Annotated in this window: 15 protein-coding genes; 6 read left to right on the top strand and 9 right to left on the bottom strand. The window is 61.4% G+C overall.

From position 1 onward, the window contains the following. Window positions 1-57: 57 nt before the first annotated feature. Together F8562_RS28375 and F8562_RS28370 are read left to right on the top strand one after the other, a co-directional pair. Window positions 58-1,122: a sugar ABC transporter substrate-binding protein gene (locus tag F8562_RS28375; RefSeq protein ID WP_014228368.1), complete on the top strand. Its 1,065-nt coding sequence runs from the start codon at window positions 58-60 to the stop codon at window positions 1,120-1,122. Then, a complete protein-coding gene (locus F8562_RS28370; protein ID WP_004848703.1) occupies window positions 1,119-2,360 on the top strand; it encodes an LVIVD repeat-containing protein in 1,242 nt (413 codons plus the stop codon). The genes F8562_RS28375 and F8562_RS28370 overlap by 4 nt, the downstream gene beginning before the upstream one ends. A 344-nt stretch (window positions 2,361-2,704) precedes the next feature. Here the strand turns inward: F8562_RS28370 and mtnK are convergent, their stop codons facing one another. Next, entirely contained in the window at window positions 2,705-3,904 is a 1,200-nt protein-coding gene (mtnK, locus tag F8562_RS28365; RefSeq protein WP_014228370.1) for an S-methyl-5-thioribose kinase, read from the bottom strand. 102 nt (window positions 3,905-4,006) lie between these two features. Between mtnK and mtnA the strand changes: the two genes are divergently transcribed. Further along, a complete protein-coding gene (gene mtnA, locus F8562_RS28360) occupies window positions 4,007-5,035 on the top strand; it encodes an S-methyl-5-thioribose-1-phosphate isomerase (protein WP_014837785.1) in 1,029 nt (342 codons plus the stop codon). A 46-nt stretch (window positions 5,036-5,081) separates the two neighbouring features. Here the strand turns inward: mtnA and F8562_RS28355 are convergent, their stop codons facing one another. From F8562_RS28355 to codB, 7 genes are all read right to left on the bottom strand, one after another. Continuing rightward, complete coding sequence (locus tag F8562_RS28355; protein WP_014837786.1) at window positions 5,082-6,350, bottom strand: histidine-type phosphatase; 1,269 nt, start codon at window positions 6,348-6,350, stop codon at window positions 5,082-5,084. Window positions 6,351-6,375: 25 nt separating this feature from the next. Beyond that, on the bottom strand, window positions 6,376-7,737 hold the full coding sequence (locus F8562_RS28350; RefSeq protein WP_014837787.1) for an MFS transporter: 1,362 nt from the start codon (window positions 7,735-7,737) through the stop codon (window positions 6,376-6,378). A 300-nt stretch (window positions 7,738-8,037) separates the two neighbouring features. Further along, window positions 8,038-8,847 carry an inositol monophosphatase family protein gene (locus tag F8562_RS28340; RefSeq protein WP_014837788.1) on the bottom strand — a complete coding sequence of 270 codons (810 nt, stop codon included), beginning with the start codon at window positions 8,845-8,847 and terminating at the stop codon, window positions 8,038-8,040. 121 nt (window positions 8,848-8,968) lie between these two features. Next, complete coding sequence (locus F8562_RS28335; RefSeq protein ID WP_038424211.1) at window positions 8,969-9,958, bottom strand: LacI family DNA-binding transcriptional regulator; 990 nt, start codon at window positions 9,956-9,958, stop codon at window positions 8,969-8,971. Between the two features lie 145 nt (window positions 9,959-10,103). Then, window positions 10,104-11,342 (bottom strand): cytosine deaminase, encoded by a 1,239-nt coding sequence (gene codA, locus F8562_RS28330; protein WP_014837789.1) that lies wholly within the window; start codon window positions 11,340-11,342, stop codon window positions 10,104-10,106. Further along, complete coding sequence (locus tag F8562_RS28325) at window positions 11,339-12,574, bottom strand: PucR family transcriptional regulator (protein WP_014837790.1); 1,236 nt, start codon at window positions 12,572-12,574, stop codon at window positions 11,339-11,341. The genes codA and F8562_RS28325 overlap by 4 nt, the downstream gene beginning before the upstream one ends. Before the next feature lie 2 nt (window positions 12,575-12,576). Continuing rightward, a complete protein-coding gene (gene codB / locus F8562_RS28320) occupies window positions 12,577-13,839 on the bottom strand; it encodes a cytosine permease (protein WP_014837791.1) in 1,263 nt (420 codons plus the stop codon). 520 nt (window positions 13,840-14,359) lie between these two features. Here codB and F8562_RS28315 point away from each other — a divergent pair. Genes F8562_RS28315 through F8562_RS28305 form a run of 3 tightly spaced genes read left to right on the top strand, consistent with a single transcriptional unit; the run spans window position 14,360 to window position 17,517 of the window. After that, window positions 14,360-14,971 carry a methylthioribulose 1-phosphate dehydratase gene (locus F8562_RS28315; RefSeq protein ID WP_014837792.1) on the top strand — a complete coding sequence of 204 codons (612 nt, stop codon included), beginning with the start codon at window positions 14,360-14,362 and terminating at the stop codon, window positions 14,969-14,971. A 24-nt stretch (window positions 14,972-14,995) separates the two neighbouring features. Then, window positions 14,996-16,492, top strand: coding sequence for an FGGY-family carbohydrate kinase (locus F8562_RS28310; RefSeq protein WP_014837793.1), 1,497 nt, complete (start codon window positions 14,996-14,998; stop codon window positions 16,490-16,492). Continuing rightward, a complete protein-coding gene (locus F8562_RS28305) occupies window positions 16,489-17,517 on the top strand; it encodes a 2-hydroxyacid dehydrogenase (protein WP_004848726.1) in 1,029 nt (342 codons plus the stop codon). The genes F8562_RS28310 and F8562_RS28305 overlap by 4 nt, the downstream gene beginning before the upstream one ends. 38 nt (window positions 17,518-17,555) lie before the next feature. Here F8562_RS28305 and F8562_RS28300 read toward each other — a convergent pair whose 3' ends face one another. Further along, on the bottom strand, window positions 17,556-18,500 hold the full coding sequence (locus tag F8562_RS28300) for a carbohydrate kinase family protein (protein WP_014837794.1): 945 nt from the start codon (window positions 18,498-18,500) through the stop codon (window positions 17,556-17,558). Window positions 18,501-18,505: the final 5 nt, after the last annotated feature.

Below are 18,505 nucleotides of genomic sequence, written 5' to 3'. Positions count from 1 at the left end.
GTTTACTTGCCGCCGTCCTGCAATTCGAATTATTTAGGGTAACAAAAAGGAAACACTATGAAAAAGATAACATTTTCACTCATCGCGCTGGGGTTGTTCAACGCTGCGGCGGCCTTTGCTGAAACCCCGACGCCGCTTCCGGCTGCCATTGCTGAACACAGCGGGCCGATTCGCATCGCGGTGATCCGCAACCTGGGCTCCGACGATAACACCACTCAGTTTGTCTCCGGAGCGATCCAGGAGGGGAAAAAGCTCGGCTTTAAAATCAGTACCTTCCTCAGCAACGGTGATGACGCCAAATTCCAGGACTTCGTTAACCAGGCGATTAGCCAGAAATACGACGGCATTATCCTTTCTCAGGGGCGCGATCCCTACGCCACCGCGCTGGTGAAAAAAGCGGTGGACGCCGGGATCAAAGTCTCGGTTTTCGATACCGCGGTAAACGGCCAGATCCCGGGCGTCACCGTCACCCAGCAGGATGATGCTTCGCTGACCGAGCTCTCCTTTGGCCAGCTGGTGAAAGATTTCAACGGCAAAGCCAATATCGTCAAACTGTGGGTCGCGGGTTTCCCGCCGATGGAGCGCCGCCAGGCGGCCTACCAGACGCTGCTTAAACAAAACCCCGGCATCAAAGAGCTGGAATCCATCGGCGCGGTCTCTTCCGACGTGCAGGGCGATACCGCCAACAAGGTCGGCGCGATCCTGGCGAAATACCCGAAAGGTAAAATTGATGCTATCTGGGGAACCTGGGACGCGTTCAGCCAGGGCGCCTATAAAGCGCTGAAAGAGAACGGCCGCACCGAGATCAAACTCTACAGCATCGATATTTCCAATCAGGATCTGCAGCTGATGCGCGAATCCGGCAGCCCGTGGAAGGTGAGCGTAGCGGTGGATCCGAAGCTTATCGGCGCTACCAACGTGCGGCTGATCGCCAATAAGATTGCCGGGGAACCGACGCCTGCGACCTACGACTTTAAGGCGGCGGCGATCCCGCAGGCGCTGCTGGCGGCGCAGCCGGGGGCGGTTAACGTCGCTTCGCTGGGTAAAATTATCCCGGGCTGGGGCCAGACCGAAGACTTTATCGCTCCGTGGTTCGCTACCCTGGAAGCGAAAAACAAATGAGTGTTTTGCCAACACCAGAATACAGCCGCAATATGCGGCTGATCGGGCATAGCGATCAGGGAGGACGCCCGGACGGCGTTCAGCTGATGGTCCATCGTGGTTTTGCCTATATCGGCCATATGGTCTCGCAGGGTTTTTCCGTGGTGGACGTGCGCGACCCTAAACATCCGCAAACGGTCAACTACATCGCCGCGCCGCCCGGTACCTGGAACGTCCATTTACAGGCGCACGACGATCTGCTGCTGGTGATCAACGCCCGGGATCTGTTCGCCGATGCCCGCTTCGCCGACGAGAAGGTGTACTACACCCGTTCGGTGGGCGAGACGGTCAGCGACGTACGGGATAGGGGCTGGAGCGCCGGGCTGCGGATTTTTGATATTTCCACTCCGGATAAACCGCGAGAGATCGCCTTTCTGTCGCTTAACGGCATCGGTATCCACCGAATCTGGTACGTCGGCGGACGCTGGGCCTACGTTTCCGCGCTGATTGACGGCTTTAGCGACTACATTTTCCTGACTATCGACCTGGCCGACCCGCGCAAGCCGGAGGTCGCCGGGCGCTGGTGGCTGCCGGGGATGAACCAGGCGGCGGGGGAGACCGCGCAGTGGCCGGAAGGTAAGCGCTATGCCCTGCATCACGCGATTATCGCCGGCGACACCGCCTACGGCAGCTGGCGCGACGGCGGCCTGACCCTGCTCGATGTGCAGGACCGCACTCAGCCGAAGCTGATTAGCCACCGTAACTGGAGCCCGCCGTTTGGCGGCGGCACCCACACCGCGCTGCCGCTCCCGGATCGGGATCTGCTGGTGGTGCTTGATGAGGCGGTGCTGGATAACCAGCAGGATGGCGAGAAGCTGATCTGGCTGTTCGACATTCGCGACCCGACGAATCCGGTGAGTATCGCCACTTTCCCGCAGCCGGACGAAGCTGACTACGTGGCGAAAGGGGCGCACTTTGGCCCGCATAACCTGCATGAGAATCGTCCCGGCAGCTTTGTCAGCTCAACGCTGATTTTCGCCACTTATCAGAACGCGGGCGTTCGCGCTTACGATATTTCCAACCCTTATCGACCGGTGGAAACCGGGGCGCTGGTGCCCGCCGCGCCGGCGAAAATGATGGATACCCGCCCCGGTCGCCCGCGGGTGATCCAGTCCTGCGACGTGTTCGTCGACGCGCAGGGAATTATTTACAGCACCGATTATAACGGCGGGCTGTCGGTGATTGAGTATCTGGGGTAGGGGATTGTGGGTTGTTGCCTTCCCGGGTCGCGGCGTAAACGCCTTACCCGGGCTATCGGATCGCAGATGGTGGCGAACCCGTAGCCCGGACAGATGCGAAGCATCGCCTCCGGGGAAAGAGGCAAATACCCGGAGGCGGCGCTTGACGCGCCTTACCCGGGCTACCGGATCGCAGACGGTGGCGAACCCGTAGCCCGGACAGATGCGAAGCATCGCCTCCGGGGAAAGAGGCACATACCCGGAGGCGGCGCTTGACGCGCCTGTCCGGGCTACCTGATCCCAGACGGTGGTGAACCCGTAGCCCGGCTAAGCGCAGCGCGAGCCGGGAAAGGCTGGACGGAGATTCAACCGTACTGGCGAATTCGCGCAATCAGCTCATCCACGCTGTCGATGCGATCGGCAATCACAATCAGCGCTTTACCCAGGGTGATGGCGTGGCGCAGGCATTCATGGCGCATGGCTTCGTCCTGGATAGTATCGATATCCGCCACGTGCGACAGCCCGACGCTGCGGCGAATCAGTTCGGTGCCGCAGAAGCCCACCGCGTCGGCCCACACTTTCTTCAGGAACGCGGAGGCATAGCCGGGCCAGGCCAGCGCGGCGTCGCGGGATCTCTCCGCCGCCAGCGCCTGAAAACGCTCGGCAAAGGTGGTCCAGAACTGCTGGATATCGCTGAGGCGCTGTTCGCGAGCGGCGGCGGCATCGCGAATGCCCAGATGCCCCGGCAGACCGCAGTAGTTGAGCAGCAGGTTGCCGATGGCGGTGCCGATATCGAAGCCAATAGGGCCGAAAAAGCCGAATTCGGCGTCGATGGCCTTAAAGCTGCCTTCGGCGACGAAAATCGAGCCGCTGTGGATATCGCCGTGCAGCAGCGCTTCGGCATGGGAAAAGAAGCGATGCTTGAGCGCGGCCACCGCCAGCTTCAGCTGGGCATCGTCGCGCAGGGCGGCGACATCGGCTTCCAGCGCGGCTGGATAGCTGTTGCGCTCGTGAACCTGATACGGGTCGTTAAAGAACAGATCCTCGGTGATTTCGCACATCTCGGGATTAATAAATTGCGCCACCTGGGCCTTTTTCTCATGAGGATGCAGATAAAAGTCGCTGGTGTGAAACAGCGTCTGGGCCAGGTATTCCCCCAGCTGGCTGGCGGCCTGGGGGTAGTAAACGTTGTTGATCAGCTCCCCGCGCCAGATGCGGTGATCGGAGAGATCTTCCATCACCATCACCGCCAGCTCGGGATCGAAATGCACAATCCGCACCGTGTGCTGCGGGCAGTGCTGATAGTGAGCCACCAGGGTTTGCGCTTCAAGGCGCGCGCGGTCAAGGGTCAGCGGCCAGGATTCTCCCACGCAGCGCACGTAGGGCAGCGCCTGCTTAACGATAATCCGGCTCACGCCCCTGATATCGAAAATTTTAAACACCAGGTTGAGGTTGCCGTCGCCCACTTCCTGCGCGGACACCAGTTCTGACGGATTATCGATACCGCCAAATTGTTGGGCGTAAGCCACCGCATCGCTGGCCGTGAAAGTATGGTATTGCGACATTGCCTCGATCCTCAAAATTCTGATTAAGCCGTTCAGACGTCTATACTTCCGGATTCCATCCTGACACAATGTGATACAACAACGCAACAGGGATTTAACTAAATGCAGACACTACAGACCACCAGCCTGCGGGTAAGCGAAAATCAGCTCTTTATTCTTGACCAGCAGGCTTTACCGCAGGAAAAACGCTGGCTGGCGGCGGATAACGTGGCGCTGCTGGTGGACCATATTCACGCCCTGCGGGTACGCGGCGCGCCGCTGATTGGCCTGTCGGCCAGCCTGCTGCTGGCGCTGCTGGCGCAGCGCGGCCTGACCCGCGAGGCGCTATCTGAGGCGCTGGAGACGCTGCGAGCCGCGCGTCCGACGGCGGTAAACCTGATGAATAATCTGGATCGCATGAAGCTGGCGCTGGCGGAGGAGCGCTTTCCGCAGGCGCTGGAAGCGGAAGCACTGCGCCTGATCGAAGAGGATAAACAGCTTTGCGCCAGCATCGCCGAGGCGGGCAGCGCGCTGGTGACGCCGGGCAGCCGCCTGTTGACCCACTGCAATACCGGCGGCCTGGCGACGGCGGGCGTCGGCACCGCGCTGGGGGTGATTGCGCTGGCGCATCAGCAGGGAAAGGTGGCGAACGTCTGGGTGGATGAAACGCGCCCGCTGTTACAGGGCGGACGTTTGACCGCCTGGGAGCTGGGTGAACTGGGCGTGCCGTATCGGCTGATTACCGATTCGATGGCCGCCAGCCTGATGGCGCAGGGCCAGGTCGACGCGGTTTGGGTGGGCGCTGACCGTATTGCCGCCAACGGCGATGTGGCAAATAAAATCGGCACCTATTCGCTGGCGGTGCTGGCGAAGTATCATCAGATTCCCTTTTACGTGGCCGCGCCGCAGACCACCCTGGACCGCCATTGCCCGAACGGCGCGGCAATCCCGATTGAGCAGCGGGCGGCCGCCGAAGTCACCGGCGTCGCCGGCAGCTTTGGCGCGGTGCAGTGGGCGCCGAAAGAGGCCGCCGTTTATAATCCGGCGTTTGACGTCACGCCCGCGGCGTTAGTGAGCGGCTGGGTGCTGGACAGCGGCGTGGTGACCCCGGAGCAGGTCGCCGCCGGGGCGTTTGCGCCAGAAAAGGCCTGAACCTGAGCGAAAAAGGCGAAGCGACCTCCCTCGCTTCGCTTTCAACTTATGGCAGCACCACCTCTACCGCCGGAGCGGACTGCGGGTCGATATTACGGCCAAGCGCCGTCAGCGCCGCCTGGTACGGGCACAGAGTCCCGACGGCGGTGGTCCGGCAGCCCGCCTGATGCCACTCCTGGCGCAGCAGCGGATGCTGGCTATCCGGCGTTTGCAGGCGGCGTAAATCGTCCAGACTTTGCGCCTGGAAGTAGACGCGCAGGTAGCGTTTTCCGCTATGGGTGTCGCGCCAGCGTTCCAGTACCAGGCTGCTGCCCGGCGGGATATTGCCGCGGCTGTACCCCGGCAGCTGCCAGCTAAAGTCCATTAACGTCCGCACCATGGCGATATTAGTATCGTGCGCCACCAGCAGCAGCCAGCGCACGTTCGGCGCGGCGCCCTCTTTTACCCCTTCGAGCATGGCGTTGAGCAGAATCGAGCCGCGTTTTTGCGCGGTATAAAACACATCGTTGCTCAGATCGTAGTTCTCCGTCAGCAGCGGCAGCAGGGCGGTGACCTGGCTGGCGCGGGTAATATTGCCCCACGCCAGCTGGCTGAGAGGCAGGTTCTCGCTCCAGCCCAGACGCAGCGTCTCAACCATATTGGCCATCACGCTCAGCCCGCTAATCGACGTTTTGCCGCTTTTGCTCTGCTCCACCTGCCACGGCAGGTCAAATACCGGGCAGGGCTTATCGGGCGCGCAGACGGCGTTTTTCAGCAGTTGAATCACCGGAGCCAGCGCCTGCCGACGCTGCGCCAGATCGCCGGCCGTCTTCTTCACTTCCGTCAGCTGGCGGGCGGGATCGGTTTGCGTGGCGGCAAATTTATCGGTCTGAAACAGCGGGTCGGCGTCGCCGCTGACGTGATGAATCATCACGCCGCAGCCGGGAAAGGCGCCGTCCACCAGCGCCTGGGCGGTGGCCCGCGTGCGCTGCAGGGGGCTGGCGCGCACGTAAATTTCTCCGCTCGCCGGACAGCCCGCCGCCAGCAGTCCGAGCTGACGATAGCGTGCGCCTTCATCGCGACCTTTATTGACGACGGCGGCGTAGCCGTGGCCGGTCAGCTCCCCGTCGTGGGTGGTCCACTGCGTCCACGGACGCTGGGTCGCGGCTTCGATGGCCTCCCGGTTGCCCTCCGTCGGCGGACGAATGCCGTGGCGGCTGAGTTCAACCACTTTTTCCAGCGTAAACTGCGCGGCGGCGTGGCCCGGCGCGGTCAGCAGCGGCAGGGCGCAGGCGAGCAGCAGGCGTAGCAAAACCTGATGTCGTACAGGCATCATAAAATATTCCTTATAAGTTAAAAGGTTATGACGAGAATGAGTTCTGACGCTCTATCGCGTGTCGCCTGGCGACAATCGCGGCGGTGGTAAAACAGAATAGCGCGGACATCAGGCCGGTGCCTACCCAAAACAGCGATAGCGTACTGAAGTCATACAGCGTTTTGCCATTTTCGATTATCGATGTTTTATCGATGATGATGCCGGTCAGAAACTCGCCGAGTCCCGCCCCCGCGTAGCTGGCGATACCGATGGTGCCGAGCGCGGCGCCCGCGGCTTTACGGGACGAAATATCGACGGCGATTAGTCCGCCAAGGAAGCAGGTCAACGCCCCGATGGTAGCGCCGAAGATAATCATCGCCAGAATATCGGTGTAGTAGCCGTGCGGCGACCAGAGCATCAGCGCGAAGCCGGCGGTGTTGAGCAGGCTGATAAAACCCGCCATCACGCTGCGGTTGCGCGGGAAGAAGCGGTCGGAGAGCATCCCGGCGATAATCGTTCCGGCAATACCCGCGATAGCGTTGACCCCGATAATCCCGGACGCTTCGAGGGTAGAGTAGGCTTTATCCTGCTCCAGGAAGAAGATCCCCCATGAGTTCACCGCGTAGCGGTCGATATACATAAACGCCGAGGCCAGCGCCAGCGCCCACAGGGCCGGGTTGCGCAGCGCCAGCAGCTGGTTTTTAAACACCGAGCCGCGGGCTTCCGTCTCCTCCAGCGGTTCGTCGCGAATCACGTTGATTGACGGGAAGCCGCAGCTTTGCGGCGAGTCGCGCATAAACAACAGCATCAGCACCACCCCGGCGGCGCCGAGCGCGGCGGTCGACAGATAGCCCATCTGCCAGCCGAATCCGGCAATTACCGCCGCGATCACCATATAGGTCATCGCTTCGCCGATGTTATGCGCCGTCGACCAGATGGCGTAAAAGGTGCCTCGCTCTTTACAGCCGTACCAGCGCGCCAGCGATACCACGCACGGGCCGACGCCCATCGACTGCGCCCAGCCGTTAATCCCCCAGAAGATAGCCAGCAGCATGGCGTTGCTGGTCATCCCCATCATCAGGTTCATCCCGGCGCTCAGCAGCAGCCCAAGGCTCATATAGCGCACCACGTTGGCATGATCGGCGATAAAGCCGTTGACCAGCTTGCCGATGGCGTAGCTGAAAAACAGCGTTGAGCCGATCATGCCCAGCTCCGTCGGGGTAATGCCGAGCTCCACCAGCGCGCTTTTGGCGACGGTGAACGACAGCCGGCAAACGTAGAACGTGACGTACGCCAGAGTCATGGTAATAAAGGTTTGCCAGCGCACGCTGCGAAAGCGCCGCTCATCGAACTCGCCGCCCGCTTTGGGCGGCGAAGCGCGAAAAAATGCGATAATTCTTCCAGACATAATGGTATCTCCGAAGGTCGGAGGCCTGACTGATTAGTGTGGTTCGTCCATGAGGTTTAACCCGTCATACTTCAAGTTGCATATGCGTTGGCTGCGTTCGTTCACCCCAGTCACTTACCAGAGTAAGCTCCTGGGGATTAATGAGAGGCTCCTGCCTCTCACCGGAGGCCAGCCTTCGGCTGGTCAAATTCGTTCCCGACGAATTTGTCGCTCACTTGCCGCCTTTCTGCAACTCGAATTATTTAGGGTTGATTGTCGTTGTGTAGAGTACATAATCAGATAAAGCCTGACCCGATGCGGTTAAGGTAATGGGTGACAAAGCATGTTTTTTAATTGTGGATAGAGCGTCTTGCTGGCCAGCAGCAGCGGATTACCGTGACGAATCCCGTCGTTTGCCAGATAGTCGTTGCTGAGGCCGCCCGCTTCGCGCATCAGCACCAGCCCCGGCAGCCCGTCCCACGGGTTCATATGCGGTTCGTAGTAGCCGATAAGCCTGCCCGCCGCCGCCCAGGCGCTCATCAGCGCCCCGGAGCCGTTGCGGATAAACATCCCGCCGTCGCTCAGCAGCGCATCGAGGAAGGGCAGAAAAACCGCAGGCGTCACGCGGTGCGAGGTGCCGACGCCCATCACGCCCTCTTTGACCGTCGCTGCCGGATGCGGCGCGATAGGCGCATCGTTAAGCCATGCGCCCTGGCCTTTCAGGGCGTGGAACAGCTCGCGATGGTTGGGGTCGTACACCACGCCGATAACCGGTTCGCCGTCGGCTATGATGGCCAGCGACAGGCACCAGGTGTGCAGGCCGTTAAGAAAACAGCTGGTGCCGTCGATGGGATCGACAACCCACAGCACGCGGGCGTCCGGCATCAGCGTCCCGCTCTCCTCGCCGAGAAAACCGTCCTGCGGGAAGGCGTCGGTAATGCGCTGCTTAACAAACGCTTCGACCCGCTTATCGGCGACGCTGACCACGTCCTGCAGATCGTCGCCTTTATGATCCACCGTCAGCCGGTCGCGCTGTTGATAGTATTCGAACGCCAGTTCAGCGCCGGCCTTCGCCAGCTCGCAGGCTAAACGGTAGCGGGCCTGCAGTTCATTTGATTCCAGTGATTTCATCATAACTCCCTATTTTGCACACGTGTGCAAATTGCCTGAAAAAAACGGCCCCGAAGGGCAAAATGAGTGTGGATGGATTAAAAATATTATTCTGTGATCGCTCCGGCATAAAATGAATTTTTCATTTCGCACTTTGACGAACGATCAGTTTCACCGGCACTTCGCGATGGCGTGACGGCAGGCTGAATTTGGCGATCCGCGTGACCAGCAGATCCACCGCGTGGTGGGCGAGCAGGGCGGTATTCTGCTGCACGGTAGTCAGCTGATAGGGCTGCCAGTCCGCCTGGGGAATATCATCGAAGCCGATAATCGCCGGTAGCGAAGCGGCGGGGTTGTCCGCCCGCAGGCCGTCCAGCGCGCCGAGCGCCAGCATATCGGTGGCGCAGAACAGCGCCTGCAGCTGCGGATGCGCGGCAAGCAGCTGCCTGGCGGCGGCAAAGCCTGCCTGATAGCCGCTGCTGTCGCAGAAGTGCGCGGCGACCTCCATGCCCTGAGTATGGGCAACAAACGTTTCGTAGCGCTGGCGGGTGCTGAAGTTATCCAGGCTTTCGCCGATAAACCCGGCCTGGCGCCACTGGCGCTGGGCAAACAGGTCGGCCACCAGCTTCGCGCCCTGCGCGTTGTCGCTGCACACGCGATCGCAGCCGGCCAGCTCGGCGTGGCGGTTGATAAGGGTCACCGGGATTTTTCGCTCCAGATACTCCTCCGCCAGCGACAGCGGCGGCGCCCCGGAGGTGATAATAACCCCCGCGACGTGATAGCTCAGCAGCTGCCTGAGAGACGGGGCGAGCTGCTGCGGATCGTCGGCGTTCATCAGCAGCGGCATAAAACCGTTGAGCGCCAGCTGGTGGACCAGCGGCGACAGCAGCTTGCTGCGGAAGGGGTTATCAAAGCCGGCGGTGACGATGCCGATAAAATTGCTGCTGCCGGTGTTCATCGTGCGGGCGATAATGTTGACCTGATAGCCCAGCGTTTCCGCCGCGGCGAGGACTTTCTGGCGGGTTTTTTCCGCCACCGATGCGCCGGGCGTAAAGGTGCGGGAAACCGCGGAACGTGAGACGCCAGCGAGTCGGGCAACGTCCTCTGCCTTAATCCATTTTTTTTCGCTCATAGTATCAGGGTACGGGTTATCCTCAGTGAGCCCGCGCCGACGCAGGAACCTATGGCCGGCACGGAAAAAGTCGTTAAAAGGTACCACATAAATCCCCGGGCGAGCAGTGGGTTGACGCGGCATCGCGGCCGCGTCAACGTCAGGCTTATGCCGGATAGCGAATCTGCTCCGCCTGGCGCTGCAAAATAACTTTGCCGTGACGAATGGAGGTCAGCACTTTGGCCTGGCGGCGCAGCGCGTCGTAGTCGTTTTCCGCATCGAGGATCAGCAGGTTCGCCGGGCGTCCTTCGGCAATGCCGTAGTTGTCGCCGAGGCACAGGGTGCGGGCGCTGTTATCGGTGATCAGATCGAGGCAGCGCTGCAAATCTTCGTATCCCAGAATATGGCAGATATGCAGCCCGGCGTCGAGGATGCGCATGATGTTGCCGTTGCCCAGCGGGTACCACGGATCCTGAATGGAGTCCTGGGCAAAGCAGACGTTGATCCCGGCGCGGTCCAGCTCCGCCACCCGCGTCACGCCGCGGCGTTTAGGCCAGCTGTCGAAGCGCCCCTGCAGGTGAATGCTTTCGGTCGGGCAGGAGATAAAATTGATGCCAGACGCTTTGAGCAGACGGAACAGCTTCGAGCAGTAGGCATTGTCGTAGGAGCCCATGGCGCAGGTATGGCTGGCGGTGACCTGCGAGCCCATGCCGCGCACCCGGGCCTCTTCCGCCAGCACCTCCAGAAAGCGCGACTGCGGGTCGTCGGTTTCATCGCAGTGCACGTCCACCAGGCAGCCGTGGCGCTGGGCCAGGTCCATCAGAAAAACCAGCGAGCTGACGCCCTTATCGCGGGTGTTTTCGTAGTGCGGAATGCCGCCCACCACGTCGGCGCCCATTTCGATGGCGCGGGTCATCAGTTCGCGTCCGCCGGGGAAGGACTCAATGCCCTCCTGCGGGAAGGCGACGATCTGCAGATCGATAAGATGGGCCGCTTCTTTTTTCACTCTCAGCATCGCCTCAAGCGCCGTCAGGGAAGGGTCGGTGACATCAATGTGGGTGCGCACGTGCTGCACGCCGTTGTCGCGCAGCATGCCGATGGTTTTCAGCGCCCGCTGGCATGTATCTTCGACGGTGACGCTCGCTTTGCGCTGGCTCCAGCGGGCGATGCCCTCAAACAGGGTACCGCTCATATTCCACTCCGGCTCGCCCGCCGTCAGGGTGGCGTCAAGATGGATATGCGGTTCGACGAACGGCGGGATGACCAGCTTTTGCTCAGCATCGATATCGTCGGCGTCAGCCGCCTGCGCCGCGGCCTGCGCGGTGATGCTTTTAATCACGCCGTCCTGTAAGTCGAGGGTATAGAGCGCTTCTTGATGGCGCAGGCGAGCGTTGATAATTTTCATGGTTGTTCCCGTAAATGGTTTTGCGACATACGCCAGATCGCTAAGGCGACCGAGGCGTTGAGATGAAACTGCGGGTGGCTGACCGGATAGCCGGTCAGCTTCTCAATACGCTGAATGCGTTGATGCAACGTGTTGCGGTGAATGCCCAGCCGCTCGGCGGCTCTGACCACGTTGCCGCTCTCCTGAAGCAGCGTTTCCAGGGTCTCCATCAGCAGCCAGGGGCTTTTGCGATCCGGCTCAATCAGACAGCCGAGGGTGTCGTGCATAAAGTCGCTCAGCAGGGCGGGGTCGCTAACGGCGGAGAGCAGCTTGATAAACCCCAGCTGCTGGTAGTCGCTGATGCGCTGGGCCGGACGCAGGTTATCGCTGAGGTCCAGCGCCTGACGCGCCTGCGACAGCGCGCGCTGATATCCCTGCAGCTGCTGCACCGGCGCCGAAAGGCCACACAGCAGCGATAGCCCGTCGTCGCCCTCCGCCAGCGCGATCAGCCACGCCTGGAGCCACGTTTTTTGCTGATAAAACTCGCCTTCCTCATCCGGAAGCAGAAAGAGAAACATATTGCTGCGCTCGACCAGCGGAAAGGGATTACCCTGCTGATTGAGCTGCTGCTGCAGCCGCTGGCGTACGGTGCGGCGGGCCTGCTGCAGCCAGGCTTCGGCCTGCTCCGGCGGAAACTGGCGAAACAGGCGCGGTATCCCCTCAAGGCGCAGCGCCGCCACCCGCAGCGGGCGGGTAAAATCCAGCTGCTGGTGGAGCGCCCGCTGATGCAGGATTTGCAGGTCGGGATAGTCGCCGGTTAACAGCTGCAGCAGAATATCGCGCTGCGATTGCAGGGCGTTTTCGCTGCGCACCAGCGCGGTACCGATGCGTTCGGTCACGATCACCATTTTCAGCAGATAGGGCTGTTCGATCAGCGGAATGCCCAGCTCGTCGGCCAGCGCAATCAGGCGCGGCGAGATCGCCTGAATGTACGCGTCGCCGGTGAGGATCACCATCCCGGCGATCCCGCGCTGCTTGCCCTCCATCAGCAAATGGATCAGGTTTTCTTCATCGCGGGGATGGTTGATCCCGGTGATAAACACCAGCTCCCCGCCCATGATCCATTCGGCGATATTTTCATTTTCCGCCACGTAGTACCAGCGAACCGCCAGCTGCAGCCCCTGCTTACCGGCGCGCAGGCGCATGGCGGAGAGCCCCTCCAGGGCGAGGATTTCGCTGACCGTCAGGCTCACGGCTACTGCTCCGCGACCGAATCAGCGGCGGGCTGACGTTTGCTCAGACGCGTCAGCGCGATATAGACCAGCGCGGAAACGGTAATGCCAACCAGCGGGGCGATCCACGGTGACAGGTAAGCCACCGCCGCGCCCACCGCGTAGGCGCTAAGACCCAGCCAGTTAAAGCGCGGCAAACGGGCGGTGTGCAGCAGCGGATAGCGGCCGCCGCGATAAAACCAGTAGTCGGCGAGGATCACGCCGCCGATGGGCGGAATGATGCTGCCCAGCAGCACGAGGAAAGGGATCAGCATTTCATACATACCGCCAATGGCAAGCAGAATGCCGACCCCGGCGGCAACCACGGTCAGGGTGCGGCGACGCTCGCTGCGCAGCAGATGGCAGGCCGCCGCCGAGACGTTGTAGATCGTTGGCCCCTGAATCGTCAGCAGGTTGAGGCACAGCATTATCACCGCGGCGACCGACAGCCCCTGCAAAATTAGCACTTCCACGATATCGGCCTGCTGATAGACGATGGCGCACCAGGCGCCGGCGATAATCATCAGCCCGTTGCCGATCAGGAAGCTGCTCATGCTGGCGACGATGGCGGTGCGGCTGGAGTTGGCCAGCCGCGTCCAGTTCGTCGCCTGGGTCGCGCCGCTGGCAAAGGTGCCGAATACCATGGTAATGGCCGCCGACCAGGTCATGGTTTCACCCGGTTCGATTTGGGTCATCGCCTGCCAGCCGCCGGCGTGATGGGTGGCAAGGTACATCGACACCACCAGCAGAATAAACATCAGCGGTACCGATACGCGCGACAGCGCATCCAGCCCCTTATAGCCCACCAGCGCGGTGACGCAGAATAGGATGCCGAACAGGATCATCAGCGGAATCGTCATCGCCGCAGGCAGGGCGAGGATTTTGACCAGCGAGATGGCGACCGTCGCGGTTCCCCAGGCGTACCATCCCAGCTCGGCGAAGCCGAGAATAAAATCGGCGAGCTTGCTGCCGATTTCACCGAAGCAAAAACGGCCCATCAGTACGGTATTTAGCCCGCTGCGCGCGGCAATCCAGCCGAGCGAGGCGGCGTACAGGGCCAGCAGAAAGTTACCGATAACCGCAATCCACAGCAGGTTAACGATGGAGAAAGAGACGCCAAGCTTGCCGCCCGCGAACATGGTGCCGGTGAAAAAAGTAAAGCTGAACAGAACCATCGAGATGGAAAAAACGCCCTTACGCCCGGCGGCGGGCGCTTCGACGAGCGGAAAATCATTGCTGTTTGACATGATGGAACCTCTGAGTGGCTATCCGAATAGCGATGGCAGAGGGGTAGCAAGAGGTGTGCCAGAAAAAGCGGGGCAGAGGTAACACAATGTGGTGGGCAGTATGCACATAAAACGACGTTAAACGGCCGCTGTTTGCCATAAATGTGTGCACAGTGCCATGTTTTGCACCGCCGTGGGGCAGTGGGATGTGACTCCTGCCCCCGCATTTTTGGCGGACGACGGCTGGCGTCTTACCCGACCTGGGGGGGCAGGTCAGAATCGACAAATGATGCCAATTTTACGCCGTTTCCCGGCGGCACGATCCCCCATCTTTTTAACCGCCCGCAGGCGGTAATTTTGGCGTCATGAAAATGCTCAGTTGTATTGTTGTTAAAAACAGTAATTTCATATGCTTTTCTGATATAACCATTATCAATGTAAGTCTTTCCTGAAATATTGTTCGCTTACGCTGGCGGTGTTAGTATCGGGTAAATAGCCATTTAGACGGCTAAATACAACATCGCTAAACTAAGGAACTGCTATGTGGCAAGAAAGACTCGCGCAACTGGTCACCACCTGTCATTGGATCGGCGCGAAAGGCTGGGCACCGGCCACCGGCGGCAATATGTCGGTGCGTCAGGATGAGACCTGGTGCTGGCTGAGCGAGTCGGGGCGTGATAAAGGCAGCCTGACGACGGAGGATTTCCTGCAGGTGGAGATCGCCAGCAATAAAGCGCCTTCCGGACGTAAACCCTCTGCTGAAACCGGCCTGCATACCCTGGTGTATCGCCTGTTCCCGGAAGCGAATGTCGTGCTGCACGTGCATACCGTCAACGCGACCGTGCTGTCGCGGATTGAAAAAAGCGCCACCCTGGCGCTGCAGGGCTATGAGATGCAGAAAACCCTGACCGGCCAGCACAGCCATCTCGATACCGTGCCGGTCGCCATTTTTGATAACGACCAGAATATCGATGCCCTGGCGGCGCGCATTGAAGATTATGCGCAGACCCACCCGCTGCGCTACGGCTTCCTGCTGCGCGGCCACGGCCTGACCTGCTGGGGCAAAGACATTCACGAAGCCCGTCGCCAGCTCGAAGGACTGGAATTTTTGTTCGAATGTGAGCTGATGCGCCGCCGCTACGAGCGCGACTAATTTCTCTTCACCAACGGGTCAGGCATGGATTTTTATCTCGGAATCGATATCGGCACCTCGCGCGTGAAAGCGGTGCTGTTTGATGAACGCTTTCAGGCGTGCGCCAGCGCGGCGCAGAACACCGGCCCGCGGCTGTCGGCCAACGGCCACGCCGAGCAGGATATGGCCCAGCTGTGGCAGTCGGTGGTGGCGATTTTACGCGATATTGCCCGGTATCCGGCGCTGCAAAGCGGGCATTTACGCGCCATCGGCCTTGCCGGGCAGGGCGAAGGGGTCTGGCTCAGCGACGCCGAAGGCGAACCGGTCGGGCCGGGTATCCTGTGGAGCGACACCCGCAGCCGCGACCTGATGAGCGAACTGCTCAGTCGCCCCGGTTTTGACCGTCGCTTCTTTGACGATACCGGTACCCATCTGCAGCCCTGCAACACCAGTATGCAGCTGTGCTGGCTTAAGCATCACCAGCCGGAGCGGCTGGCGGCGGCCCGCTATCTGTTTTTCGCCAAGGACTGGATCCGCTTTCGCCTCACCGGTGTCGCGGCGCTGGATCTTACCGATGCCAGTACCTCTTTGCTGAATCAGCAGAGCGGGAAGCTATCCACGGTGGTGCTCAATGAGATGGGCCTGGCAGATTTACAATCTCTGTTCCCACCGCTGCTGGCGCCGGACGCTCAGGCTGGAACGCTGCGTGAAGAGGTCGCGGCGCTGACCGGGCTTCCCGCCGCCACGCCAGTCGCGGCGGGGGCGCTGGATGTGTGCAGCGCGGCGCTGGGCTGCGGCGCGGTCAACGATGGCGATATTTATACCATTCTTGGCACCACCTGCTGCACCGGTATCGTCTGCCACGGTCGCCAGACGGTCAACGAGGGGACGCGCTACGTCACCCATACCGAAGCGGGCAGCTTTATTAACCTTTTTCCGATGCAGGCCGGGACGCCGAACATCGACTGGCTCCAGCAGCAGATTGCGCTGGAGCCGGATTTACAGCAGCTGGAACAGCATATCGCCAGCGTTGAGCCCGGCAGCGGCGGCGTCTTCTGGCAGCCCTACCTCAACGGCGAACGCGCCCCGTTCTTTAGCCCCGAGGCGCGGGCCGGTTATTTCGGCATTAGCCAGCACACCACCCGCGCGGAGCTGCTGCGGGCGGTGTTTGAAGGGCTGGCTTACGCTATCGTCGACTCGCTTCAGGGCTACCCGCAGGGCGGCGAACTGTACCTGACCGGCGGCGGCGCGGCTTCGGCGACCTGGCTGCAAATCATTGCCGACTGCACCGGCAGAACGGTGGTTTCCAGTCCTTTCAACGAGCTTAGCGCGCGCGGCGCGGCGATTCTGGCGGCGCGCAGCGTCGATGCCCTGAGCCGCTATCCGGCGCTGGAGCAGACCCGCTATCGACCCCATCCGCAGGCGCACAGCCGCTACGCCGCGCTCTATCCGGTGTATCGCCTGCTGCGCGAGCAGATGCTCCCGGTGTGGCAGGCCCGCCGCGAGGCGCTTCAACGTATTTCTCAGGAACAACGCATATGAAAATTGTTTTTACCGCCGAACACGCCGGCGACCTCAGCGCTTTTCAGCAACTGGGCGAACTGCGGGTAGAAGGCTGGGCGCTGGGCAAGCCGAAGCTGAGCGCAGGCCAGCTGATCGAACTGGCCCACGACGCCGAGGTGCTGGTGACCAGCTACGATGAGGTGACGGAAGCGGTGATCGCCGCCTGCCCGCGTTTACAGGTGATCGCCTGCACCCGCGCCAATCCGGTGAACATCGATACCAAAGCCGCCCAGGCGCGCGGTATCCGCGTGCTCTATACGCCGGGGCGCAACGCGGACGCCGCCGCCGAGCTGACGCTGGGGCTGATGCTGAGCCTGGCGCGGCATATTCCGCAATCCCACGCGGCGCTGAAGCGCGGCGAATTCACCCACGCCGAAAACGCCGCGCAGGCCACCCAGAGCGGACTGCGCCGCGATGTTGTGTGGGACGTTAGTCCGCAAAGCCCTTATGAAGTCTTTAAAGGCAGCGAGCTGCGCAACAAAACCCTGGGGCTGATTGGCTACGGTAATATTGGCCGCCGGGTGGCGCGTATCGCCCGCGCCTTTGGCATGGCGGTACTGGTGGTGGACCCGTTTGTCGCCGCTGAGGATATCAACGAACCGGGGTTGCAAAAGACGACCCTTGAGGGGCTGTTCCGCGAGGCGGATATCGTGAGCCTGCATCTGAGCAGCGGCCCGCACAGCGATGGGCTGGTGAACGCGCCATTGTTGAACAGCATGAAGCCGGGCGCGCTGCTGATCAATACCTCGCGCGCGGCGGTCGTGGACGAAGAAGCGCTGATTCACGCGCTGCGCCACGGCCCGCTGGGCGGCGCGGCGCTGGATGTTTACCATCGCGAGCCGCTGTGGCGCGACCATCCGTTTGTCACCGAGTTTGATAACGTGATTATTACGCCGCATATCGCCGGGGCGACGCGGGAGAGCATTGCTAAGCATACGGCGATGATTGCCGCCGACCTCCAGCGCTATGTCGCCGGAGAGCCGCTGCTTTATCAGTGGCGTTAAGCCGCGCTTGCCGCCGCGCAATGCGGCGGCGAAGCTTGTTATCCGCGACGGTGGGTCGCCATAAACTCCTGCGTATGCTGCCAGTCCACCACGCCGGCATCCGATCCCATGCCGGTCGCCACCAGCGCGGCGACGGCGGAAGCCACCTCGCACGCCGCTTTGACGCTTAACCCCCGGGCCAGCGCGGCAATAAAGCCGCCGCAGTAGCTGTCGCCGCAGCCGGTAGTATCTACGGCATCGACCCGGAACGGCGCGATATGCTCGACGGCGCCGTCGCGGGTCAGCAGCCAGGAGCCGTTTTCGCCGTCCTTCAGAATGCAGGTTCCGACGCCAAGCGCAAAGAAGACGCGGGCAATCGCTTCCGGCTGGGTCTCCCCGGAGAGATACGCCGCTTCTTCAAGGGAAGGCATAAAGTAGTCCACCGACGGCAGCAGCGGGCGCAGCAGATCCAGGGTGCCCGCGTCGGGGGCGATTAAATCAAAGCTGGTGGTGACGCCGCGGGCTTTCGCCGCCCGCAGCAGCAGCGCGCTTTGCCCGCTATCCATCGCCGCCAGCAGGCCGGTGCCGCCGTGGTGCAGGAACCGGCAGTCGAGGATCGCGTCAAACTCTTCTTCGCGGATAAAAAGCGCATCGGAAGCGCCCCGACAGTGCAGCGCCGGGCGCTCGCCGTTAGGGCGGATGGGCAGGATCGTCGCCGACGTTTCCTGCTGCGCCGTACGCTGGACCAGCGAGCAGTCGATCCCCAGCCGCGCGTAGCTGGCGAGGATAAAATCGGCTTTTTCATCTTCACCGAGGCAGGCCACCGCGGCGGTGCGAATGCCTAGCTTCGCGGCGTTAATATTGGCCCCGGCGGCGGTTCCGGCGGGGTTAAGACGAATTTGTTCGATAAAGGCTACCCCGCCGCGCGGCGGGATGTCGATCACCGGGCGACCGGCGATATCAAGAATAGTCAGGCCGACAAAGACGGCGTCAAAAGCTGCCATAGGTG

The sequence above is a fragment of the Klebsiella sp. RCJ4 genome (genome assembly GCF_009025755.1).
In the GTDB taxonomy this organism is placed as follows: domain Bacteria; phylum Pseudomonadota; class Gammaproteobacteria; order Enterobacterales; family Enterobacteriaceae; genus Klebsiella; species Klebsiella michiganensis.
The sequence above is the reverse complement of the archived record's forward strand: the minus strand, read 5'-3'. Positions and strand labels throughout refer to the sequence as shown.